The sequence below is a fragment of the Pseudomonas prosekii genome, from assembly GCF_900105155.1.
Lineage (GTDB): Bacteria > Pseudomonadota > Gammaproteobacteria > Pseudomonadales > Pseudomonadaceae > Aquipseudomonas > Aquipseudomonas prosekii.
Map to the genome: position 1 here is coordinate 5618521 of NZ_LT629762.1, position 23574 is coordinate 5642094.

Consider the following 23574-nt stretch of genomic DNA (forward strand, 5'->3'; position numbering starts at 1 on the left):
GGACCGGTCTCAAGTACCCGGCGCACCCTAAGGTGCCCCACGCACAGTCACCATAGGACTTTGCAGCGAACGAAGTTATACGCGTGCGAAGTTAAGGAAACCATACGTCTTGAGATTCCGCCCGAGCCGTCAAACCCGATCACGAATGAGTCGTGACGGGCGTGAGGACAGGGAGACAGGGCTAGGCAGTCAACCGGCGAAAGGCCGGAAACGGCGGGTTTACTTGTAGGCATATTCCGCGTGTCACAACAACGACATGCTCTTAGATGAGAGCGGAAGAATTAAATAACTCTGTCCGCTTTTGCTAATCCCTGAGCTGGTTGATTGGGACATTGTATTAAATGAACTTTTTATTCATGGCTCGGTAGGTTCTCACGATTCGGGAACTACTGCGATGGCGGTCCAAGTTTTAGATAAATGCTCGCCAGGGATGAAGTAGTCTGTAGGTTGGTAGGGAAATTGGCCGCCTACTACATGCATCACGCGTATGAAAGTTCTTCCTCCTGACGTGATGATCGGGCTGCTCCAGCGGTTCCCGCTCGGGCCTGTAGGGCTGAATATTTGGCCTACGTCATATTGCGCTTTCATTGGGGTCAAGTCGGCATTGCCTAGGTCGCCACCGCCAACGCTTCTATTCCAGGCGTCTGCCTGCTGATAAGTCAAACGTGCGGTGTTGATCAAAATTCTTCGGATATTCGATACGGTGACAGTGAATTGCCCAGAACGACTTTGAGAGTCTCTAACGGTAATGGTCGTCGTGCCATTTTTCATTCCTACAACTTTGCCTGCTGTGTTTACCGAAGCTATGGCCGAGTTGGCGGATTGATAGGAGTAAGGTGGAACTCCGCCAGTAGGCGTCCTGGTTTTGTTATTGTTTGGTATATCGGCTAGTTTTACAGTCCAGCCATAGCTTTGGACTAGTTTCACACCATTAAGCACCATAGTGGACTGATCTAACGAAAAACGGACTTGCACGGTAAAGGTGCGCGCCGCCGAGGCAGCGCCCGAGCCGACCTTGGCGGTAAAACTGTGGGCCGCTACCGTCAGTCCCGAGACGGTGAGCGTCCACACTCCGTTGCTTGCATTGGCGATAGGTTCGCCTTTGAGGGTGGCGCCGTCGAGCACTTGCACCTTCTGACCTTTGCTGGCGGTGCCGGTCAGGATGACGGTGGTTTCAACAGTGGTGTTGCCGTTGGGAATTTCGGCGTTGCTCGGTGAGCCTCTGACCGAGGTAATAGTGGTGGCGGCAGCAGCCGTCACGGTCAACGTCCTGGCTGCAGAGGCCGCCCCCGTGCCGACCCTGGCGGTAAAACTGTGGGCCGCTACGGTCAGCCCCGAGACGGTGAGCGTCCACACTCCGGTGCTTGCATTGGCGATGGGTTCGCCTTTGAGGGTGGTGCCGTCGAGCACTTGCACCTTCTGACCTTTGCTGGCTATGCCGGTCAGAATGACGCTGGTTTCAACGGTGATGCCGCCATTAAGGATTTCGGCATTGCTCGGTGAGCCTTTAACCGAGGTAATGGTGGTGGCGGCAGCAGCCGTCACGGTCAAGTTGCGCACATTCGAAAAGACCGGGGTAGAGTGGTACCCCGACTTTGCGTACAAGCGGTGAGCGCCGACCGCGACGGCAATAGTCAGTTGCCAGACGCCGGTGGTGAGGTTGGCCGTTGCCTTTCCTTTGGACACTGCGCTGGCCCCTGAACCGTCGAAAATTTCGACAAGTTGGCCCTTGCTGGCAGTCCCGGTGAGGAGAAGCGATGTTTCAACCGTGATGCCATTGTCGGGAATCTCGGCGTTACTCGGCGATCCTTTCACCGAGGTGAGGGTCGGGACGATGACCGCCGTCACGGTCAAGGTCCTGGCTGCCGAGGCTGTCCCCGTGCCGACCCTGGCGGTAAAACTATGCGCCGCTACGGTCAGTCCCGAAACCGTGAGCGTCCAGACACCGGTCGTCGCATTGGCGACGGGTTCGCCTTTGAGGGTGCCGCCGTCGAGCACTTGCACCTTCTGACCTTTGCTGGCTATGCCGCTCAGGATGACGCTGGTTTCAACGGTGATGCCGCCATTAAGGATTTCGGCATTGCTCGGTGAGCCTTTAACCGAGGTAATGGTGGTGGCGGCAGCAGCCGTCACGGTCAAGTTGCGCACATTCGAAAAGACCGGCGTAGGGTGGTACCCCGACTTTGCGCACAAGCGGTGAGCGCCGACCGCGACGGCAATAGTCAGTTGCCAGACGCCGGTGGTGAGGTTGGCCGTTGCCTTTCCTTTGGACACTGCGCTGGCCCCTGAACCGTCGAAAATTTCGACAAGTTGGCCCTTGCTGGCAGTCCCGGTGAGAAGAAGTGATGTTTCAACCGTGATGCCATTGTCGGGAATCTCGGCGTTACTCGGCGATCCTTTCACCGAGGTGAGGGTCGGGACGATGACCGCCGTCACGGTCAAGGTTCTGGCCGCCGAGGCCGCCCCCGCGCCGACCCTGGCGGTAAAACTATGCGCCGCTACGGTCAGTCCCGAAACCGTGAGCGTCCAGACACCGGTCGTCGCATTGGCGACGGGTTCGCCTTTGAGGGTGCCGCCGTCGAGCACTTGCACCTTCTGACCTTTGCTGGCTATGCCGCTCAGGATGACGCTGGTTTCAGTGGTGATGCCACCGTTGGGGATTTCGGCCCCACTCGGCGAGCCTTTGACCGAGGTGATGGTTGTGGCGGCAGCAGCCGTCACCGTCAACGTCCTGGCTGCCGAGGCAGCGCCCGAGCCGACCCTGGCGGTAAAACTATGCGCCGCTACGGTCAGTCCCGAGACGGTGAGCGTCCACACCCCGGTGCTTGCATTGGCGACGGGTTCGCCTTTGAGGGTGCCGCCGTCGAGCACTTGCACCTTCTGACCTTTGCTCGCAGTGCCGCTCAGGATGACGCTGGTTTCAGTGGTGATGCCACCGTTGGGGATTTGGGCCCCACTCGGCGAGCCTTTGACCGAGGTAATGGTAGTGGCGGCGGCAGCCGTCACGGTCAAGTTGCGCACATTTGAAAAGACCGGGGTAGGGTGATACCCCGATTTCGCGTACAAGCTGTGCGCGCCGACCGCGACGGCAATGGTCAGTCGCCATTCCCCGGTGGTGGCATTGGCCGTTACGGTTCCTTTGGACACTGCGCTTGAACCGGCCCCGTCGAAAATTTCGACGGGCAAGCCCTTGCTGGCGGTCCCGGTGAGGGCAACGGAAGTTTCAACGGTGAAGCCGTTGTCGAGAATTTCGACGCCACTCGGCACGCCTTTGACCGAGGTCAGGGTGGGTACAGGCAATGCGATAGCCCTGATGGTGTACGGTTGCACCGGAAACCACACGGCTGTCGCTTCATCCGCCCGGCCGTCAAAATTGACGCCCACGATCACTCGGATCGTCGAGTCATTCGCCAACTGGTCGAGATAGGCGCGAGTCACTTCCCCGCCCTGAGCGCCGGCACTATCGATGGGTATACCGTTGTGAATCCGTAATACCACGGCCGCGTTGCTGGCATTTGTGCCTTCACACCGCACCCAAAACGGCTGCCGGATTGCAATCCCCGGCCAAGCGCTGACCAGGACTCGTGTGTTACCGGTGAAGCTGCTCAGGTCAAGCGTGCGGTCGTCGGTTACAGCAGTGATCTTTGGAGTGGGCAGGCGCGTGTCGCCGTCGATAATTCGGTTCACTTTCACCTGCAGGGTGGGCGACTCCGCCACAGGTGCGCCGTTGCGGATCAACACCCATTTCAACGTGATGTCCTGCCCCTGTCGCGCAGCCAGAAACGCCGGGGTCAACGTGAAATCGGCGCGTTTGTCGGCATTCAGCACCAGACTCGGAAAGGGCGCGGCCCCCGGCGCGTTCATCTCCACCAGTTGCGCCTGGTCATTGGTCATAGCCGGCAGATGCTCGACCCGCACGGTCACGCCGTTCAGATAGGCCAGCAGATCGATCGGACTGGTAGCGGCAAACAACGCGGGTGGCATTAGCGTCGTTTGCTGCAGGTGCACGTCAATATTGGTCACTTCGGACTGTGCTTTGTTGCCCAATTGGTCAAAAACCCAGTACCAGAAGTGCGTCGCCGGGTCGTCGCCGACCCGTTGGAAAAAGTCGGTGAAATACGTTTCGGTGACCGGCGACGTCTCGCCATCGACGACAGGTCGTTCCGCGAAGGCAAGTCCGCCCGTCAGTTCAATCAGATCGTACGGGCGCATGTAGCCGTAGTGGAAACGTACATCAACCCCGGCGTCGGCACGTGCGGTGTCGATCCCTGAGGCGATGACATCGGCCGGGAATTCCAGGCGCGGCGCTTCCGGTCCGCGCAGGTGATAGAGCACGGAAAGGGCTCGTGAATTTTGATAATTTCCGCTGGGACGCGTTACGCGGTACCAGATTTTGTTGACGCCCTCGCGCAAATGGCCGGGCGGTAGATAAAGCCGAATGCGTTGGTCTGCCTCTTTTTCCTCAATGGTCTTGCCAGCCAGTGGCCGCGATCGGCCTTCAAGGTACAAATCGATCCGGTCATCCACCGCGAGCGGCGAAAGACTGAAAGCCTCGCTGACCTGCAAGCTGCCCACCGTACTGCTGAACTCGATCCAAGGATCAACCAGACAAAGCAGCCCCTCGGGCACTTGCGCATAAAGATCGCGTGATATACCGCCGTCGGCGATACCGCTTGGCTCCACCGGTGTGGCCCAGCCAGGAACCATTACTGGGTACAACACAAAAACGCTGTTGCTGATTTCTGCGTCGAATTGCTGATTCATGAGTGGCTCCCGGTATCTGAATTAACGTGCGTCGGCTATCAGACACCGGGTCAAGGCTGCGTCGCTACTGTCAGAACTTACAGGTTCTGGTGATTCTCGGATGAGCGGCTCTGCAACGATTCAGCGCTGATCCCCTTTAGCAGTGAGCCTGCTCGCGATGAGGCCATGCCAGCCACATCACCGCCCAATGACCACCGCTTTCGCGAGCAAGCTCAGCTCCTACAATTTATCGGTGTTGCCCACAATCCCGCGCCCAACACAAATCCCCCTGTGGGAGTGAGCCTGCTCGCGATGAGGCCATCCCTGCCGCATCACCTCCCAATGACCCACCGCTTTCGCGAGCAAGCTCAGCTCCTACAATTTATCGGTGTTGCCCACAATCCCGCGCCCACCCCAAATCCCCTGTAGGAGTGAGCCTGCTCGCGATGAGGCCATCCCAGCCACATCAATACCCAATGACCCATCACCATCACGAGCAACCCCACCTCCTGCAAAGGCTTTGTTGCCCTTGATCGCCCCGCAACGGTTAAACTTCGCGCTTCTTTCAAAGGAGTTCATATGAGTCACTACCAGCCGGGCATTCTCGCCACCCCTGTTCCGCCTCACGCCCGTCATATGTTCTTCGCTCTCGAATCCGCCGCCGCGCTGCCGGCCGCGCTTGATCACCTGATTCAACTGGTCGACGGCAAGTGCGCCGTGGTCGGTTTTGGCGAGTCGCTGGTGCAAGCCCTGCACGCGCAAATCGACGGTCTGCGGGTGTTCCCGGCGATGACCGGGGTGGGCGTCGATAACCCGTCGACCCAACACGCGCTGTGGTGCTGGTTGCATGGCGAGGATCGCGGTGAGCTGCTCAATCGCAGCACCGCGTTCGAAGCCGCGCTGGCCCCGGCATTTCGTCTGGTGCAGATGAACGAAACCTTCCGCCACCGTACCGGCCACGACCTGACCGGCTACGAAGACGGCACGGAAAACCCCCACGACGAAGCCGCCGTCGCTGCCGCACTGGTCGGCGAGGGCGCTGACGGTCTGGTCGGTGGCAGCTTCGCCGCGATCCAGCAATGGCAGCACGACCTCAAAGGTTTCCACGCCATGTCGTCCCAGGTGAAGGACGACATCATGGGCCGCCGTCTCAGCGATAACGAAGAACTCGACGACGCGCCAATCTCCGCCCACGTCAAACGCACCGCCCAGGAAAGCTTCGCCCCGGAAGCCTTCGTGGTGCGCCGTTCGATGCCGTGGATCGACGGCGAGCGCGCCGGTTTGATGTTCCTCGCGTTTGGCTTTTCCCTCGATGCTTTCGAAGCGCAACTGCGGCGCATGAGCGGTCTGGAGGACGGCATCACCGACGGTTTGTACCGCATCAGCCGGCCGATCACTGGCGGCTATTACTGGTGCCCGCCGCTGCAGGACGGCCACCTTGACCTGCGCGCATTGCGCATCGACTGACAATCAAGGAGTGACTATGAACGTGGTGCGTTGGGGCATGATCGGTTGTGGCAGCGTCGCTGAGCGTAAAAGCGGCCCGGCCTTCTACAAGGCGCCCGGCTCGGCGCTGGTGGCGGTGATGGGCCGGCGACTCGACGCGGTCAGCGATTACGCTGCGCGTCATGGCATCGCCCGGGTCTACACCGACGCGCAAGCGTTGATCGACGACCCAGAGGTCGACGCGGTGTACATCGCCACGCCTCCCGACAGTCACCACGCTTACGCGTTGATGGTCGCCGCCGCCGGCAAACATTGCTGCGTGGAAAAACCGATGTCGCTCAACGCCGGGCAAAGTCAGGCGATGCAGCAGGTGTTCAGCGATGCCGGTTTGCACCTGTTCGTTTCCTACTATCGCCGCTCGTTGCCGCGCTTCCAGCAAGTGCGGCAGTGGCTGGAGGCGGGCCGCATCGGTGAGGTTCGACACCTGACCTGGACCCTGACCAAAGCGCCTTCGCCGACCGACCTGACTGGCGCCGACAACTGGCGCACCGACCCGACGATTGCCGGCGGCGGTTACTTCGCCGACCTCGCCAGCCATGGTTTCGACCTGTTCCAGTACCTGCTCGGCGACATCCGCGAAGTCGCCGGTTTCACCGCGCGCCAGGCGGGTTTGTATGCGGCGGAAGATGCGGTCAGCGCCACTTGGCGCTTCGCGTCTGGCGCGACGGGTATGGGTTGCTGGAACTTCGTCGCCGACCGGCGCGAGGACCGCGTCGAGCTGATTGGCAGCAAGGGCCGGATCACTTTCTCCGTGTTCGACGAACACCCCGTGCAGCTTGCAGCCGATGAAAACCTCAGCCTGAATATCGAGAATCACCAACACATCCAGTGGCACCACGTGCTTGGTATGAATGCGCATATCCGCGGCGAATCGCAACACCCGGCACTGGCTACGGAGGCGCTGAAAACCGATTGGGTAATGGACCAAATCCTCAACCGCTAGCCCCCCACCCCTGTAGCAGCTGCCGAGCACCGCGAGGCTGCGTCCGGCGGCGCAGCCGTCGTAAACCCTGCATGCACGGTGCCCCTGACGCACCCCATTGGCTGATTTGACGACGGCTTCGCCGCCGGACGCAGCCTCGCGGTGCTCGGCAGCTGCTACAGAGGGATCGTTTTTGCGTTCGGCGGCGCAGCCGTCGTAAACCCTGCACGCACCCCATTGGCTGATTTGGTGACCGCTTTGCCGCCGGACGCAGCCTCGCGGTGCTCGGCAGCTGCTACATGAAGGGTTCGTTTTTGCTGCGAATCTAACCTTATGCTCAAACAGTATTTCTCAAGCGAAGGCACACCTCTCTAAGATCACGTCATAACTCGTTATAACAAGTGATCTGCGATGACCGATAACGTACTTTCCTTAAGCAGCGTTCCACTGCACACCCAACTGCGCGACGTGTTGCGTGCGCGCATTCTCGATGGCGAATACCCGCAAGACAGCCAGATGCCGTCCGAAAGCGAGCTCGGCGCGCTGTTCAAAGTCAGCCGCATTACCGTGCGCCAGGCGCTCGGCGATCTGCAAAAGGAAGGGCTGATCTTCAAGATCCACGGCAAAGGCACCTTCGTCGCCAAACCGAAAACCTTTCAAAACGTCAGCACCCTGCAAGGCCTTGCCGAGTCGATGACCGGTCGCGGCTACGAGGTGATCAACCGCCTGCGCAGCTTCAAATTCATCGCCGCCGACAAACTCGTCGCCGAGCGTCTGCAAGTCGCCGAAGGGGAAACCGTCGCGCAGATCAAACGCGTGCGGCTGATCAACCGCGAGCCGATCTCGCTGGAAATCACCTACCTGCCACAGGCCATCGGCGAGCGGTTGGAGAAGGCTGATCTGGTCACTCGCGACATCTTCCTGATCCTCGAAAACGACTGTGGTCTGGCGCTCGGGCATGCCGATCTGGCGATTGACGCCGTGCTCGCCGACAGCGACCTGACCCAGGCGCTGAACGTCGAAGCCGGCTCGCCGATCATGCGCATCGAGCGTCTGACCCACGATGCCGACGGCCGCCCCGTGGACTTCGAACACCTTTATTACCGTGGCGATGCCTTCCAGTACCGCTTGCGGATCGACCGGCAAAAAGGGGATCAGGCATGACCCACAGTTCCAGCTCCATGAATAGAAAGACGCTCGAACAGGAATACGACATCGTCGTGATCGGCGGCGGCACCGCGGGCCCGATGGCGGCGATCAAAGCCAAGGAACGCAACCGCGATCTGCGTGTGTTGCTGATCGACAAAGCCAACGTCAAGCGCAGCGGTGCGATCAGCATGGGCATGGACGGCTTGAACAACGCGATCATTCCCGGGCACTCGACGCCGGAGCAATACACCAAGGAAATCACCATCGCCAATGACGGTATCGTCAACCAGGCTGCGGTCTACGCCTATGCGACCCACAGCTTCGAAACCATCGAGCAGTTGGACCGCTGGGGGGTGAAATTCGAGAAGGACGAAACCGGCGATTACGCGGTGAAAAAGGTCCACCACATGGGCGCCTACGTGTTGCCGATGCCGGAAGGGCACGACATCAAGAAAGTGCTTTATCGCCAGTTGAAACGGGCGCGCGTAAGCATCACCAATCGCGTCGTTTGCACGCGTTTGCTGACGGACGAAGAGGGCGCGGTCAACGGTTTGATGGGCTTCGATTGCCGTACCGCCGACTTCCATGTGATCAAGGCCAAAGCGGTGATCCTCGCCTGCGGCGCCGCCGGGCGCCTGGGTCTGCCGTCCTCGGGCTACCTGATGGGCACCTATGAAAATCCGACCAATGCCGGCGACGGCTACGCCATGGCCTACCACGCCGGGGCCGAACTGGCGAACCTCGAGTGTTTTCAGATCAACCCGTTGATCAAGGATTACAACGGCCCGGCCTGCGCCTACGTTACCGGTCCATTGGGCGGCTACACCGCCAATAACAAGGGCGAACGCTTCATCGAATGTGACTACTGGAGCGGCCAGATGATGTGGGAGTTCCACCAGGAACTCGAAAGCGGCAACGGTCCGGTATTCCTCAAACTCGATCACCTGGCCGAGGAAACCATCCAGAACATCGAGGAGATTCTGCACAGCAACGAGCGCCCGAGTCGCGGCCAGTTTCACGCCAATCGCGGCACCGACTACCGCACGCAAATGGTCGAAATGCACATCTCCGAAATCGGTTTTTGCAGCGGACATTCGGCCTCGGGCGTGTGGGTCAACGAGCGTGCCGAGACTTCGGTGAAGGGTTTGTACTCGGCCGGCGACATGGCGGCGGTGCCGCACAACTACATGCTTGGCGCGTTTACCTATGGCTGGTTTGCCGGAACCAACGCGGCGGATTTTGTCGCCGGGCGCGAATTTTCAGCGGTGAATGCCGAGCAAATCGAAACGGAAAAACAGCGGGTTTACGCGCCGCTGGATCGCGAACACGGTCTGCCGCCAGCGCAAGTCGAGTACAAGCTGCGGCGCTTTGTGAACGATTACCTGCAACCGCCGAAAGTCACCAAGAAGATGCAAATCGGCCTGCAGCGCTTCAGCGATATCCAGCGCGATCTCGATCAGATCAAGGCGCACAACCCCCACGAGCTGATGCGCGCGATGGAAGTCAGCATGATCCGCGACTGCGCCGAAATGGCCGCGCGTGCCTCGCTGTTCCGCGCCGAAAGTCGCTGGGGGCTTTACCACTATCGCGTCGATCACCCGCAACGCAACGACAGTGACTGGTTCTGCCATTGCCATTTGAAGAAGGGCGACGACGGCCAGATGACCAGCTTCAAGAAAGCCGTCGAGCCTTACATCATCCCGCTCGATGCCGAAGAAATGCAGGCCTACGACCGGCTGCGCGTCGGCGCGTTTGCGGCCTGACGATCAATCAAAGAGAGTCCGAACCATGGCCTATCAACCCCAGGAAATCTTCTTCCGCTCCAACGCGCCGGTCACGGTCGACGAGGATCTTTGCATCGCCCACAAAGGCTGCACCGTGTGCGTGGACGTCTGCCCGATGGACCTGTTGGCGATCAATCCGGCCACGCAAAAGGCCTACATGGCGTTCGACGAATGCTGGTACTGCATGCCCTGTGAAAAGGACTGCCCGACCGGCGCGGTGAAAGTGGAAATCCCGTACCTCTTGCGCTGATTCACAGGGAGCCATCGCGAGCAAGCTCGCTCCCACAGTGGATCGAAGCCAGCCGAAAATCCTGCCAACACCACAAAACCTGTGGGAGCGAGCTTGCTCGCGATGAGGCCGGCCCTGACAACAAAAGAGCCATCCGGCAACCACCGGACGCCAGATTCAAAACACCCCTCGTTTCCCACCGCGCCCTGATCGTGGCGGAGACGAACATCCTATAAATGATTCGAGGGGCAAAACTCATGTCTTTGCAAACATTGCTGCGTGCAGGATTCGCCGGTCTGCTACTGGCTACATTCACCGTGTCGGCCTCGGCCGAAACCATCCGCATCGCCATCGGCACCCAGGACACCACCATCAACTGCGCCGCGGGTGGGCTGTTGATCCGCGAACTCGGTCTGCTCGACAAATACCTGCCCCACGACGGCCCATACAAAGACGCCAAATACGAGTTGGAGTGGAAGAATTTCACCAGCGGTGCACCGCTGACCAACGAAATGGTCGCCGGCAAACTCGACTTCGGCGCCATGGCCGATTTCCCCGGCGCGTTCAACGGCGTCGCGTTCGAAACCGCCGGCAAGCACAGCCTGTTTATCAGCGTGTTGTCGGGCAGCATCAAGGGCAGCGGCAACGGCATCGTGGTGCCGAGCGCATCGAGCGTGCAGTCGCTGGCGGAGCTCAAAGGCAAAACCATTTCCGTACCGTTCGCCTCAACCGCGCACGGCATGTTGCTGCGCGCGGTCGCGGCGCAAGGCTGGGATCTGCTCAAGGATGTGAACATCATCGCGCAGCCGCCGGAAGTCGCCGGTTCCGCATTGCAGGCTGGCAAGATCGATGCTCACGCGGACTTCGTGCCGTTCGCCGAACTGTTCCCGAGCCGGGGTTTTGCTCGCAAGATTTACGACGGTTCCCAGGCCAATGCGCCGACATTCCATGGCGCGTTGGTCGATCAGGCGTATGCGAAAAAGTACCCGGAAATCGTCGTCGCTTATTTGCGCGCGAGCATTGAAGCCAATCAATTGCTCAGCGCCGAACCAGAGAAATACAGCGAGTTGATCGCCAAAGTCACCGGGGTTGATGCCGAGGTCAATTACCTGTTCTACGGCCCGTTGGGCGTGCAAACCCGCGACCTGAGCTGGAAACCGGAATATCGGCAGGCGGTCGGCACGGCGATCGATACGCTGAAGTTGCTGAAGAAGGCTGATCGAGGTCTCGACCTCAACACGTTTATCGATGACCAGTACATCCGCGCCGCGTTCAAGGCCTCGAATCTCGACTACAGCGCGCAACTGGCGAACTACGCGCCGACACCGATCAACGGCGTGGATGCCGCGACCGGCAAAGCCATCACCGACGTCAGCCATGTTGCTGAAATCTGGGTGCGCGGCGAGCCGAAAGTGCGCCAGTACGCCTCGGCGGAAGCGGCGTTCAGCGCGTTGGCCGGGTTGAAATCGGAAGGCAAAAACATCCGCGCGGTGTATGCGCAGGCGAGCGACAGCGGGATCAAATTGCTGGCGGATCAGGCGTGGTTTGCCAGCGATGCCAAGGGCCGACTCAGCGCATTCCTGCTCAAGGGCCAAGCCCAGCAATTCGCCACGGCGCAGGGCGGCAAAGTGCTCGACTTCACCGACGCCACCACCCAGGCCGTTGCCACTCGCTAACCCCAACACACCGCAATTCCCCTGTGGGAGCGAGCCTGCTCGCGATGGGGGTGGATCAGCCAACAAAAATGCTGAATGTCAGACCGCAATCGCGAGCAGGCTCGCTCCCACAGTGATCTCGGTTGAGAGGAAGATCTATGTCACGATCCATAACACGCTGGATTCCAAGAGCCGCTTCGCTGCTGCTCTGCCTGCTGTTCTGGCAATTCGCTGCCAGCGGTCACTGGAACCTCGGCCTGGTGACCTTCGCCAACGTGCCGACGCCGCTGGCCGTGGTCGATGCCGCGCTTGGCCTCGGCGACTCCGGCAAACTGGCGCAGCACCTCAGCAGCAGCCTCAGCCGGGTGTTCGCCGGTTACCTCGCGGCGCTGATCATCGGCATCGCTTTGGGCCTGGCCATCGGCCGTTCGAAACGGGCCGAAGACCTTCTGCTGCCGCCACTCGAAGTGCTGCGGCCGATCCCGGCAGTCGCCTGGATTCCGCTGGCGATCCTGATGTTTCCGTCCTCGGAACTGTCCATGGTGTTCATCACCTTCACCGGCGCGCTGTTCCCGATCCTGCTCAACACCGTGCACGGCGTCGAAGGCGTTGATCCACGCCTGATCGCCTCGGCCAGAAGCCTCGGGGCAGGGCGCCGGGCGATCCTGCTGGAAGTGATCCTGCCAGGCGCTGCGCCGAGCATCATCACTGGCCTCGCCATCGGCATGGGCACCTCGTGGTTTTGCCTGGTGACCGCCGAAATGATCTCCGGCCAGTACGGCATCGGCTATTACACCTGGGAGTCCTACACCATCCAGAACTACGCCGACATCGTCGTCGGCATGTTGCTGATCGGCGTACTCGGGATGGGCAGCAGCCTGCTGATTAAACGCCTCGGCGGGCTGTTCACGCCTTGGCATCGACCACGAGGAAAAGCCTGATGAGCGTTTTTCAGCAGCCAGAAGGGCGCATCGATATCGCCCAATTGTCGATCAGCCTCGGTGAGGGCCGTGCCGCGTTCGAAGCCGTGCAAGGTCTGGATTGTCAGATCGAGCCGGGGCAATTCGTGTGCATTCTCGGCCCGTCCGGTTGCGGTAAATCGACCTTGCTCGGTGCCTTGGCCGGGCATCTGCAACCGCGTGTCGGCACCCTTAATGTCGACGGCGCGCCGATTCTCGGCCCGTCGCCGCAGCGCGGCATGGTGTTCCAGCATCACACACTGTTCCCGTGGCGCACGGTCCGCGACAACGTCGCTTTTGGCCTGAAAATGCGCGGCGTCGGCAAGGCTGAACGGCACACAGCGGCCGATGAGATCCTCGCGCTGGTCGGCCTCGAAGGCTTTGCCGAACGCTGGCCGGATCAGCTCTCCGGCGGCATGCAGCAACGCGTGGAAATTGCCCGCGTGCTGATCAATCGTCCGCGCCTGTTGCTGATGGACGAGCCGTTCGGCGCGCTCGACGCCCTGACGCGGCTGAGCATGCAAGCGCTGCTGCTGGACATCTGGACGCGGATCCGCACCACCGTGGTGTTCGTCACCCATGACATCGACGAGGCGCTGTTCCTCGCCGATCGCCTGCTGGTGATGAGCTCGCGGCCCGGGCGAATCATCGAAGACCTGCGCCTCGATTTCCCGCGCCCGCGCACCACCGAACTGGTCACCAGCCACCAATTTTCACGCTTGAAGCGTCACTGCCTCGAGCTCCTGCGTCACGAGGACGGTCGGCAATTGCCACGCCTGAACCCCCTCGGACTTCCCCAAGAAAACAAACTGCCGCGATTTGCCCTATGACCTCATTATTTGAAACAACCGAAAACCACGACATTCTTGCCCTGCAACCGCGCCTCACCGATGACGATCCCGGTGTGCGGCGCATTGCGCTGATTGAATTGGCTGACCTTGAAGAGCCGGAGGGCCTGCTCTGGCTGGTTAATCGACTGGCCCGGGACCCGACCGAAGAAGTCCGCGCCGAAGCCGCGCGATTGCTCGAAGCCTGGGAGGATGAGCCGGTGGTTGAGGCGCTGTGCCGGGCGCTGACTGATCCGTCAGTGGCCGTGCAATCTGCCGCTGCGCAGAGTTTGAGCCTGCTTAAAAGCGCAGCGGCGGGGCGGGTGATTCTGCCGTGGACCGCGCATGCCGATATCAGCGTGCGGGTGGCGGCGTTCAGGGCGTTGCGCGAGTTGCGTTTCCCGCAGGCGGCTGATGCGGCGTTGCTTGCGTTGGCGGACGAAGACGCCAGTGTGCGCCGTGAAGCAGTGGGTGTGCTGGGCTGGCTCAAGCAGCTGGATGCGTTGCCTGCGTTGGCGCGATTGGCCAGCGCGGACCCGGACACCGAAGTGCGCCGCGCGGCCACCGGTGCGCTGGGTTTGGCCTCCGATATTCAGGTGTTGCCAGCGCTGCGCCAGGCCTTGAAGGACCACGCATGGCAAGTACGTGAAGAGGCCGCGACCACGCTGGGCAAAGTCGGCCATGTCGATGCAGGGCCGGCGCTGGTCGAAGCCTTGAGCGACGATTATTGGCAAGTGCGCCTGCGGGCCACGCGCAGCCTCGGGCGTTTGCGGTTTGCCGCGGCCCTTGATGCGCTGATCGAAACCCTCGGCCATCGCATCAGCAACCTGCGCAAGGAAGCGGCGTTGGCGCTGGGCGAGTTGCATGACCGAGGCGCCATCGCCGCCCTGCAAGCCGCGCAGGACGACGGCGACCCGGAAGTGCGCAAAGCGGTGCGCATTGCCTTGAGCCAGTTGCAATGAACCCGCTGGCGGTGGGCAATTCCCAGAGCAGACAGCAACTACGGCTGAACTGGCCGGATGGCCGCGAACAGTTGCTCGATCACGCCGAACTGCGTCGCCAATGCCCGTGCTCGCAATGCCGGGCCTTTCGGTTGCAAGGGCTGACAGTGAAGGTTGATTCGCGGATTCGTCTGGTCGAGCTGAATAGCCAGGGCTACGGCCTGCAACTGATCTTCAGCGACGGCCACGAACGCGGCATCTACCCGTGGGCCTACCTCTCAGCCTTGCCCTCAATTCTGGCGTCATCACCGACACGGAAAAACGCTTCACCCCGCGCCAAAAGCCACGTAACTTGACGCGCAAAATAATAAACGCTGATTAAGGATGATGCGCGTGGGGGCTTTTCGGCTTTTGCTGGCGGTGCTGGTAGCGATTTCGCACATGGGCGTGACGGTTTGGGGATTTAATCCCGGCGTGGTTGCGGTGGTGTCCTTTCTGATCATCAGCGGGTTTGTGATGACTTCGCTGATCGAGCGCAATTACAGCGCGCCGACGCAATTCCCTTTGTTTTACCTGGATCGGGTCCTGCGGCTCTACCCACAATTCCTGCTGTACTTTGTCAGCTCCTGCGCGGTGATTTATTTCCTCCTGCCCGGCACCCCGCAAGCCGCCGCACTGACCGTCGAAAACATCGCCACCAGCCTGCCCATCGTGCCGTTGGGCTTCTACATGTTCGGCATCACCGTGCCGGAAATTCTGCCCGCGGGCTGGTCGTTGGGGCTGGAGATGTGTTTCTACCTGCTGATCCCGTTTCTGCTGGTCTATCGGCTTCGCGGCGTCGCGTTCGCGGCCTCGGTCGCGGTGTTCCTGAGCGCAACGCTCGGCTACATAAACACCGACGTCTACGGCTACCGATTGTTACCCGGCGTGCTGTTCATTTTTCTGTGCGGCAGCTACCTGTACAGGATGCGCGCGCGGGCAGGGGTTATCGTCGCAACCACAGCCATTGCGGCGGCGCTGTTGTTTCTGGCGATAGTGACGGGCTGGATCGCCCGGCGACCGTTCAACGCCGAAGTGACCCTCGGCATCGCCCTGGGCATTCCGGTCGTTTTCTTGCTGAGTAAACTGAAATACCACCGCATCGACGAGTTGCTGGGCAACATCAGCTACGGCGTATTCCTCAATCACTTCGTGGTCATGTATGTGCTGCGCGCCTTCTGGCCCGTGGCTTACGACGCGACGATCATCAACTCGGTGTTGTTGCTGTCATTCGCGTTCAGCGGTGTTTCGTATTACTTCGTCGAGCGCCCGGCGTTGAAGCTGCGGCACTTCCTCAGAGCTGGCGGCGGCCGCAGCATACTTGCGCAACCGCACAACACAAAGGCCGCCTGACCCGCAGCCATCCGGCCCCAGTCAGCTCAAATACCCAGTGGTCTGCACCAGGTGAGCATCCTGCACAACAGCGATAAAGTGCAAAGGCATGTGCGGTTGCTCATCAGCGGCAGGGACTTCGAAGCCGCCAACAATCTGGAGATGTCGCTCGGTTAGATCGGTCGACTTCTCTGCCATTTCCTTAGCCATTCTCGCGTGGTTCGCTGCGATTTCATTGAGAGTTGACACGGTTACATCTCCAGGGACTGATCAAACTGATATGAGTGTAGCCGCGTCAGAATTATGTCGTGGCGGGCTGACAAGAGCGGCCATTGCAACTCCTGCGCCATGCGCATCCACGCCAGACAAGCCAACTATTCATTAGCGACGAGTGGCGTTTCGCGTGGCAAAACCTCAAGGAAAAAAGCAGCCCGAGCACCCTGTCGGACTTCTCCCCAGCCATGAAAAAGCCCGCATGCAGCGGGCTCGATCATGTTTTTGCAATCTGTCCGGGTAGATCAGCTGCCGGAGCCGCTGCCTCCTTTACCTTCGCCGCCACCCTTGGCGCCGCCGCTTGGCGTCGGGCCGTTATCGGTGGTGCCAGCATCGGCGCCGTTGGACATCGAGCCTTTGGTGCCATCAATCCCGGTCGCCGACTTGCCGCCGTCCGTGCCCGTGCCGACGCTGTTGGTTTCGTTACCTTGAGGCTGCGCTGTGCCGGGCGGAAGGGCGGAACCTTCGGTGGTCTTGTCCGCGGCGAGCGCATACAACGAGCCCGTGGACAGCAGGCCGGCGAGGGTGAGAACTGCCAATGTGTTTTTCATCGTTCAAGTCTTCCGTGCGAGTGATTGACACAATATTTGAAGAACGACGTTTGAAAAGGTGCTGAGCAGCGGACGAGCGGCATGTATCGGGATATGTCGACGAGCTGCGGGAAGAGTGCGGGAAGAGTCGAACCCGCCAGGACGGCGGGTTCGAAGGGTGTGTCAGAGTTTTGGCAACTGGCCGATGCGGCCGAGCATTTCGGTCACGATCTGCAAGTCGAGCATGAACTGGTCAACAGTCTTGAACTCGTTGTCAGTGTGGCCGGTGTATTTGACTTCAGGTCGCGCGAGGCCGAACTGCACGCCGTTGGGCAATTCATGCACCGAAGTCGCGCCGGCCGACGTGCCGAACTTGTGTTCCATGCCAAGGTTTTCGGTGGCCACGGCCAGCAACGCCTTGACCCATTCACCCTCAGGGTTGCGGTACATCGGCGCGGCGATCGAGTAATCGAAGTTCGCCGCAACTTTGGACGTGCTGCTCCAGGCGCTGATCTTGTCGGCGATTTCCTTCTTCAGTGCGTCCGGCGTCTTGCCCTTCGGCACGCGCAGATTGACCGCCAACTTGAAGGTCTTGTCGTCCAGCGCAACATAGGTCAGCGAGGTGGTCAGCGGGCCCATGAAGTCATCGGCAAAACCTACGCCCAACTTGCCACCGAGGTAATCCAGGCCCCAGTTGTCAGCGGCATAACGCGCCGCGTCGGTGATGTGGTTGTGCTTGAAGGCGATTTTGCCGTCGAGGCTATTAATGAAGTCGAGCATGCGCGCGACCGGGTTGACCCCGGATTCCGGCTCGGAAGAGTGCGCGGACACACCGGTGACGGTCAGCTTGACGTCCTTGCCATCGACCACAGCGGCCACTTCAAAGTCGCCGCCATTGCGCTTGGCGTAATCGTTGCCAGCCTGTTGCAGGCTCGCGGCCAGTTCCGCAGGTTTGTCGCTGAGCAGGGTCGCGACCGACTTCGACGGAATCTGGTTGGTGGCCATGCCGCCAGTCATCGAGACGATTTCAGCGCCGGTACCCTGGCCCTTGCGCACCGGGAAGTTGCCCATCACCGTGCCATAGCCTTTTTCGGCAATCACCACTGGATAGCCGCCGTCGAGCGCCAGGTTGTAGTTCGGTGTCGGGTTGCGTTCGAAGTAGTAAGGAATCGCGTCACCGGTGGTTTCTTCGGTGGTGTCGACCAGCAGTTTGAAATTGCGCGCCAGTGGCAGCTTCTCTTCCTTGATGACTTTCATCGCGTACAGCGTGACGACGATGCCGTTCTTGTCATCCTCAGTGCCGCGGCCGTACATGCGATCGCCGATCAGCGTGACTTTGAACGGGTCGAGTTTGGTGCCGTCCTTGAGCACCCAGTTCTCCGGGGTCACTGGCACGACATCGGCGTGCGCGTGAATGCCGACGACTTCTTCGCCAGCGCCGTCGAGCGAGATCTCGTAGACGCGGTTATCGATGTTGCGGAATTTCAGGTTGAAGGACTCGGCAAGCGCCTTGATTTTTGCGGCGATCTTGATGAATTCCGGGTTGTCGTGCTGCGCCACGCCGTCCACCTGGAACGACGGGATTTCCACCAGTTCGCGCAGTGTTTCCTTGGCTGCAGCGCCGTACTTCACGCGGGCGTAAATGCCCAGCAGGCGGTGGATCTCGTTCAACTGGTCGGCGGACAGGGTTTTGTTGTCGAGAAACGCAGTAATGGCGGCGCCGAGATTGTCGGTTTTAGCCAGATCGCTTTTGGCCAGACCTCCGAGGAACTGGCGGAAATCCTTGACCGAAGTGTCGCTGAAGGTCTTGAGGATCGCTTCGCTTTGTTGCGCCGTGATGTTGGCCTGGGCCGACGTGGTGAACGCCGACAGGCTGGCGAGAATGAGTGTGGTTGCAGCAAGTTGCTTGAGAGAAAAATCCATTGCTGGGGGGCATTCCTTAGCGAGTCATTAGATGGAAGTGTTTGATGATGAAACAAAACATTTCCAAACTAACACCATGAGCGAGCGCGAGGGCAGCCCCAAAAACGCGATCTGTCGCACAGAAACGCAAAAGCGGCGCAGATATGAAAAATTCTGCGCGCGAGGATTAATCAATTTGCCGCAGGGTTATTTCACTCCGGCGACATTAGCACCGCCAGGCTCAATTTGATGAACTCTTCGTTCTTGTCGATGGTGTCCAACGCGGTACGGACATTATCGGCAACGTCCGCCGAGCCGCGTGCTTCGACCCAGTTGGAGAGTTCGATAATCGCGGTTTCGAGCGCGAGCTGGTTTTCGTTGAGCTTGAACAGCAGAGAAGGGAGCAAGTCGGAATGTGGCATCGTCGATCCTCAGTGGTGAGGACAGCGTAGCAGCGGAAATCTTCTGACACACCTGTCGGTTATTCACCGACAGGTCGCGGTTTGCCGAGCCGCTGCTACGGACATTCTGTAGCAGCGGCGGCGGTCATTGTCAGAAGCTGTATTTCGCCGTCAGCGCATAGCTGCGCGGGCTGCCGTAAGTATCGGTGGAGCCCCAGACCGTGCTGGTGCCAATCGCCGAATAGTAGGTGCGGTCGAAGATGTTGTTGGCGTTGAGTTGCAGGTCCAGATGCTTGTTGACCTGATAGCCCGCCATCAAATCCGCCACGGCGTAGCTGCCTTGTTCCAGTCGATAGCTGCCGCCAGTGACGTCGACGTCGTTGTACATCCGGCTCTGCCAGTAAACATTGCCACCGACGCGCATTTTCTCCAGCGGACCTTGCAAGCGATAAACCGTCGATACCTTGAACAGATGCTCAGGCGTGTCGGTGTCGAAACGCTGGTTTTCGTTGGCCGGGTCGCCGTCTTTCAGGTAGTGGGCGCGGGTGTAGGTGTAGCCGGCGCCGACCTGCCAGTTCTCGGTCAACGCGCCTTGCAACTCGAGGTCCACGCCTTGGCTGCGGACCAGGCCCGAGGCTTCGTAGCAGGTCAAAACCGGGCAACCGAATTGCGTGGCAGACTGGGTTTCGCGGTTTTTCTGATCGATCTGGAACACTGCGAGGCTGGCATTCAGCGCGCCATCGAAGTACTCGCCTTTGATGCCGATTTCGTAGTTTTCACCAACGATTGGCTCAAGCAATTTACCGGACAGATCCTTCGAGGTTTGTGGCGTGAAAATGTCGGTGTAGCTGGCGTACACCGAATAGTGATCGTCGAGTTTGTAGATCAGACCGGCGTAGCGCGTCAGGTTGCGGGTGACTTTGTAGTCGCCGTCGCCCGCACGATCATCGTAGTCATACCAGTCCAGACGTCCGCCGAGAATCAGCGTCAGCGGATCGGCCAGGCTCAGGCGCGTGGTCAGGTAAACCGCGTCCTGGGTGGTGATGTTGTGCATTTTGCCGTCGCGCACGAAGTTCGGTTTCGGCGCGCCGAGCGCCCAGCCGGTGTCGTACGGGCTGTACTCTTTGCTGGTGTTGTCGTAGATGCGCTTGCTGACGCCGACCACCACTTCATGGGTTCGGCCGAAGGCGTCGACCGGGCCGCTGGCGTAAGTGTCCAGCGCGGTTTGTTTTTCGTCCTGCCGCGACTGGTAAACGGTGTTTTCCATCGGGCCGTTATAGCGTGACAGGTAGCTGCCGGAGAACATCCCGTCGAGGGTCGAAGTGGAACCGGCGGCGTGAAGTTTCCAACCGTTGTCGAACTGATGCTCGATATCGCCGAACACCGTGTCGACGCGCAGTTTCTTGTTTTCCCAATCGGTGCCGGGATAGGTCGAGCGCGGCAGGTTGAGGTGATGGCCGTCGGTGCCGATCGGCAAGCCGCCCCAAAACAAATTGGTCTGATCTTCCTGACGCGAGAAGCCGAGGCTGGCGGTGGTGCTGTCGCTCAAATCAGCTTCGACGATGCCGTAGAACAAGCCGTGATCGCTTTCTTCCTTGTCGCGGAAGCTATTGGCGTCCTGATAGGAGCCGACCATTCGCCCGCGCAAAGTGCCGCTGTCGTTCAACGGACCGGACGCGTCGAATACGCCACGGTAATCATCCCAACTGCCGACGGTGCCGGTGAGCGAGACTTGCGGCTCGAACGTCGGCCGTTTGCGCACCATGTTGATCGCCGCCGAGGGGTTGCCGGCGCCGGTGACGAGGCCGGTGGCGCCGCGAATCACTTCCACGCGGTCGAACATCGCCAGGTTTGGCTGCACGCCCATGGTGTAGCCGGAGTAAGAACTCGGCAGGCCGTCGTACATGATGTTGTCGATGTCGAAACCGCGAGAACTGTAAGTCTGCCGACCCGGGCCGCTGGCCTGGCTGAGGAACAGGCCGGGGGTGTTCTTCACCACATCGTTGACGCTGGTCATCGCCTGATCGTCCATGCGTTGACGGGTGATCACCGTGACCGCTTGCGGTGTTTCACGCATGGTCAGCGGCAACTTGGTCGCGGTCTGCATCGGGCCAGTGGTGTAGGAGCCGGAGCCTTCGGTGGTTGCGCCGAGCTGTTGGCTGGTGATGCTTGTGGCATCCAGTTCCAAAGTCGCGGGCGGTGCGGCGACCTCCGCTGCAGTGGTCGGCGTTTCGGCCGCGATGGCTAATTGAGCGCTGGCGATACAGATGGCAAAAGCCAGAAGGGTCGGTGAAAACGGCGTACGGTTTAGCGGTTGATGCCCCAGCATGAATCTGAATCTCCCCGAACGCCGTCCTTGGCAATACTAATAATGATGATAATTGTTCGCGTTAGTGTGGCAGATTGTTTCCGTGCGAAAAAGTCTTCGGCAGCAAGAAGTTAATGAATTTTTCACATTTGCTGATTCGGGAGAGTGCTGAGATAGAGCGGGCGGGGTGTTCAGGAAGGCGCCGGCGGCAGGCTAATCGCCTAGCCGCCAGCAATAGGGAAGGTCAGGCGACGGTGCAAGTCCAGCGGTGATTCAACCGGTACGGCGCACGGGTGAACGTGACGTCCGACACCAGATTCAGACCGCGCTGTTGCAGCGCTTCGGTGAGTTGCACAAGTGTCTCTGCTTCGATAGTCATTGCTGTTACCTCGCGAGAATTACTCTGTTCATAATTCTTGACCGAGCGGACAACGGGCTAATTCAATTTTTCTACGGGCATCATTTGATCAAGCGCTGGTGTGCGTCCGTTCGTCCAAAGTTCGGCACTTGTCGGGTCATGGCGATATCTGAAGTTGAATGCACGGATATCCCGCGCGTCAAAACGGAGATTCAAAATGGACATCGATGAGAATGCGCCAGGCAACATTTCCCAAAAGGGCGTAACGGGCGGCACGGATAACGAAACCGGGCATGACCCGAAGAAGAATGCGCCCGAAGTCCCGCTGTCGGCAGACGATGAAGTCGGAGTAGATGAGGAAATGGCCGATGTGGATGCAGCCAACTCGGTAGCGAGCGAACATCCCACGCCTTGATAAATCGGCGAGGGCGGGTCAATCGACTGTGCGCAGAATCGATCCCGCCTTCACCTCATCTGCATAACGGCTCAGTTTGTTTTGTTCGGCGAGGAGCAATTCGCAGATTTTTGTCAGCGCCGGGGCGTTTCCGTCCGTGGTGGTTTGAGCCATGGTGCTGAGTTGATTGACCGCCCAGCCAATGATTGAAGCGCTGTCTTCAAGATCGTAGAAGAGCTCTTGTTGAGCGGTTCGGGGGCCGGTGAGGTTTTGGATCAGATCTGGCATTTGGTTTTACGTCCCTGGTAAGTGTTCAAGTAGCGAGGCATTCAGGTGTTTATCGGCGCAAAACGCTGTCCCGGTTGTTCTCGGATTCTCTAAGCGCATTCAGAACTAAAGAGAACGCCGGCGTCGGCAAGCGTCGGCTCGGGTAGTACAAGTGATAACCCGAGAACAGTGGGCACCAATCTTCCAATACGCGTATTAAACGACCTTCCTCTATATGCGGGGCAAACTCTTCCTCCGGTAAGTAAGCGATGCCCAAGCCGTTCACGGCCGCTGCCGGAACATGCGCGCTGGTGTTCACAATGATCTGGCCAGTAACGCGCACATTGATCTTGCGACCACGCTTTTCAAATTCCCAGGCGTCAACGCCGCCAAGTGTTGGAAAACGTATGTCGATGCACGTGTGATTGACCAGATCCTGTGGCTTTTTCGGCATGCCGTTGCGGGCGAAATAGGCCGGTGATGCCACGGCAGCCATCCGCACTTCGGGGCCGATTGGCACGGCGATCATGTCTTTATCGACCGTGTCACCAAACCTGATGCCCGCGTCAAAGCGGTCAGCCACGATATCGCGGAAGCCATAGTTGATATCAAACTCAACCTTGATGTCCGGGTAGTCCAAGAGCAGGGGCGTCAGTCGCGGAAGCAGGACGGTCCTCAGGGCAAAATCGCCGCAGGTAATACGCACGGTGCCGGCAGGCTTGTCGCGAAGCTCCGTCAAAGCATCCAGCTCGGATTCGATCTCGTCGAACCGATGACCGATGGCGTGCATCAGGCGCTCGCCAGCACTGGTCGGCGAAACACTGCGCGTGGTGCGTGTGAGCAGGCGAATCTCCAGTCGTTTTTCCAGCCCGGAAACCGTCTGGCTCAGGGCCGACTGGGTGACACCCAAGTGCGCGGCCGCGCGGGTAAAACTGCCTTCTCTGGCGACGGTCACGAAGGCCAGAAGGTCGTTCAGATTATGGCGTGGCATAGAAATCCGCTTACCTTGATTGATTAGCCAGGCTAATAACTTCTACAACATTTCATTAGCTTAT

General features: G+C 59.7%; 21 protein-coding genes. 12 read left to right on the forward strand and 9 right to left on the reverse strand.

The annotated features are described in order from the left end of the window. Positions 1-372: 372 nt before the first annotated feature. A complete protein-coding gene (locus tag BLU01_RS25395; protein ID WP_092280646.1) occupies positions 373-4764 on the reverse strand; it encodes an Ig-like domain-containing protein in 4392 nt (1463 codons plus the stop codon). A 558-nt stretch (positions 4765-5322) separates the two neighbouring features. Here BLU01_RS25395 and BLU01_RS25400 point away from each other — a divergent pair. The 11 genes from BLU01_RS25400 to BLU01_RS25450 all read left to right on the forward strand — a co-directional run bounded on the left by BLU01_RS25400 (position 5323) and on the right by BLU01_RS25450 (position 16107). After that, a complete protein-coding gene (locus BLU01_RS25400) occupies positions 5323-6210 on the forward strand; it encodes a Dyp-type peroxidase (protein WP_092280648.1) in 888 nt (295 codons plus the stop codon). A gap of 16 nt (positions 6211-6226) precedes the next feature. Continuing rightward, positions 6227-7192, forward strand: coding sequence for a Gfo/Idh/MocA family protein (locus BLU01_RS25405; protein WP_092280650.1), 966 nt, complete (start codon positions 6227-6229; stop codon positions 7190-7192). A 390-nt stretch (positions 7193-7582) separates the two neighbouring features. Continuing rightward, the gene (locus tag BLU01_RS25410; protein WP_092280652.1) at positions 7583-8335 is read left to right on the forward strand and encodes a GntR family transcriptional regulator; all 753 of its coding nucleotides are present in this window, start codon (positions 7583-7585) and stop codon (positions 8333-8335) included. Between the two features lie 17 nt (positions 8336-8352). Then, positions 8353-10083, forward strand: a complete 1731-nt coding sequence (locus BLU01_RS25415; RefSeq protein ID WP_092281745.1) for a fumarate reductase/succinate dehydrogenase flavoprotein subunit — start codon at positions 8353-8355, stop codon at positions 10081-10083. A 25-nt stretch (positions 10084-10108) separates the two neighbouring features. Then, on the forward strand, positions 10109-10354 hold the full coding sequence (locus BLU01_RS25420) for a 4Fe-4S dicluster domain-containing protein (protein WP_007946457.1): 246 nt from the start codon (positions 10109-10111) through the stop codon (positions 10352-10354). A 236-nt stretch (positions 10355-10590) separates the two neighbouring features. Continuing rightward, positions 10591-12009, forward strand: coding sequence for an ABC transporter substrate-binding protein (locus tag BLU01_RS25425; RefSeq protein WP_167370452.1), 1419 nt, complete (start codon positions 10591-10593; stop codon positions 12007-12009). Positions 12010-12146: 137 nt separating this feature from the next. Then, positions 12147-12929 carry an ABC transporter permease gene (locus BLU01_RS25430; protein ID WP_092280654.1) on the forward strand — a complete coding sequence of 261 codons (783 nt, stop codon included), beginning with the start codon at positions 12147-12149 and terminating at the stop codon, positions 12927-12929. After that, entirely contained in the window at positions 12929-13777 is an 849-nt protein-coding gene (locus BLU01_RS25435) for an ABC transporter ATP-binding protein (protein ID WP_092280656.1), read from the forward strand. Before BLU01_RS25430 ends, BLU01_RS25435 begins: the two co-directional genes overlap by 1 nt. Next, positions 13774-14736 carry a HEAT repeat domain-containing protein gene (locus BLU01_RS25440; RefSeq protein WP_092280658.1) on the forward strand — a complete coding sequence of 321 codons (963 nt, stop codon included), beginning with the start codon at positions 13774-13776 and terminating at the stop codon, positions 14734-14736. The genes BLU01_RS25435 and BLU01_RS25440 overlap by 4 nt, the downstream gene beginning before the upstream one ends. Beyond that, positions 14733-15071 (forward strand): DUF971 domain-containing protein, encoded by a 339-nt coding sequence (locus BLU01_RS25445; protein WP_092280660.1) that lies wholly within the window; start codon positions 14733-14735, stop codon positions 15069-15071. The genes BLU01_RS25440 and BLU01_RS25445 overlap by 4 nt, the downstream gene beginning before the upstream one ends. A 37-nt stretch (positions 15072-15108) precedes the next feature. Continuing rightward, the gene (locus BLU01_RS25450; RefSeq protein WP_092281747.1) at positions 15109-16107 is read left to right on the forward strand and encodes an acyltransferase family protein; all 999 of its coding nucleotides are present in this window, start codon (positions 15109-15111) and stop codon (positions 16105-16107) included. A 21-nt stretch (positions 16108-16128) separates the two neighbouring features. On the opposite strand, the gene BLU01_RS25455 is transcribed toward BLU01_RS25450, so the two are convergent. From BLU01_RS25455 to BLU01_RS28220, 6 genes are all read right to left on the reverse strand, one after another. Then, a complete protein-coding gene (locus tag BLU01_RS25455) occupies positions 16129-16335 on the reverse strand; it encodes a hypothetical protein (RefSeq protein ID WP_092280662.1) in 207 nt (68 codons plus the stop codon). A gap of 269 nt (positions 16336-16604) precedes the next feature. Continuing rightward, positions 16605-16910: a hypothetical protein gene (locus BLU01_RS25460; protein WP_092280664.1), complete on the reverse strand. Its 306-nt coding sequence runs from the start codon at positions 16908-16910 to the stop codon at positions 16605-16607. A 162-nt stretch (positions 16911-17072) separates the two neighbouring features. Then, the gene (locus BLU01_RS25465; RefSeq protein ID WP_092280666.1) at positions 17073-18812 is read right to left on the reverse strand and encodes a dipeptidase; all 1740 of its coding nucleotides are present in this window, start codon (positions 18810-18812) and stop codon (positions 17073-17075) included. 191 nt (positions 18813-19003) lie between these two features. After that, positions 19004-19213, reverse strand: coding sequence for a hypothetical protein (locus BLU01_RS25470; protein ID WP_092280668.1), 210 nt, complete (start codon positions 19211-19213; stop codon positions 19004-19006). A gap of 130 nt (positions 19214-19343) precedes the next feature. Further along, positions 19344-21521 carry a TonB-dependent siderophore receptor gene (locus tag BLU01_RS25475; protein WP_092280670.1) on the reverse strand — a complete coding sequence of 726 codons (2178 nt, stop codon included), beginning with the start codon at positions 21519-21521 and terminating at the stop codon, positions 19344-19346. 223 nt (positions 21522-21744) lie between these two features. Continuing rightward, positions 21745-21879, reverse strand: a complete 135-nt coding sequence (locus BLU01_RS28220; RefSeq protein WP_256592631.1) for a hypothetical protein — start codon at positions 21877-21879, stop codon at positions 21745-21747. 196 nt (positions 21880-22075) lie between these two features. Here BLU01_RS28220 and BLU01_RS25480 point away from each other — a divergent pair, with 196 nt between their 5' ends. After that, positions 22076-22273 (forward strand): hypothetical protein, encoded by a 198-nt coding sequence (locus BLU01_RS25480; RefSeq protein WP_092280673.1) that lies wholly within the window; start codon positions 22076-22078, stop codon positions 22271-22273. 18 nt (positions 22274-22291) lie between these two features. Here the strand turns inward: BLU01_RS25480 and BLU01_RS25485 are convergent, their stop codons facing one another. Together BLU01_RS25485 and BLU01_RS25490 are read right to left on the reverse strand one after the other, a co-directional pair. Next, complete coding sequence (locus tag BLU01_RS25485; RefSeq protein WP_092280675.1) at positions 22292-22540, reverse strand: hypothetical protein; 249 nt, start codon at positions 22538-22540, stop codon at positions 22292-22294. Between the two features lie 49 nt (positions 22541-22589). After that, positions 22590-23510, reverse strand: a complete 921-nt coding sequence (locus BLU01_RS25490; protein WP_092280677.1) for a LysR family transcriptional regulator — start codon at positions 23508-23510, stop codon at positions 22590-22592. Positions 23511-23574 lie beyond the last annotated feature (64 nt).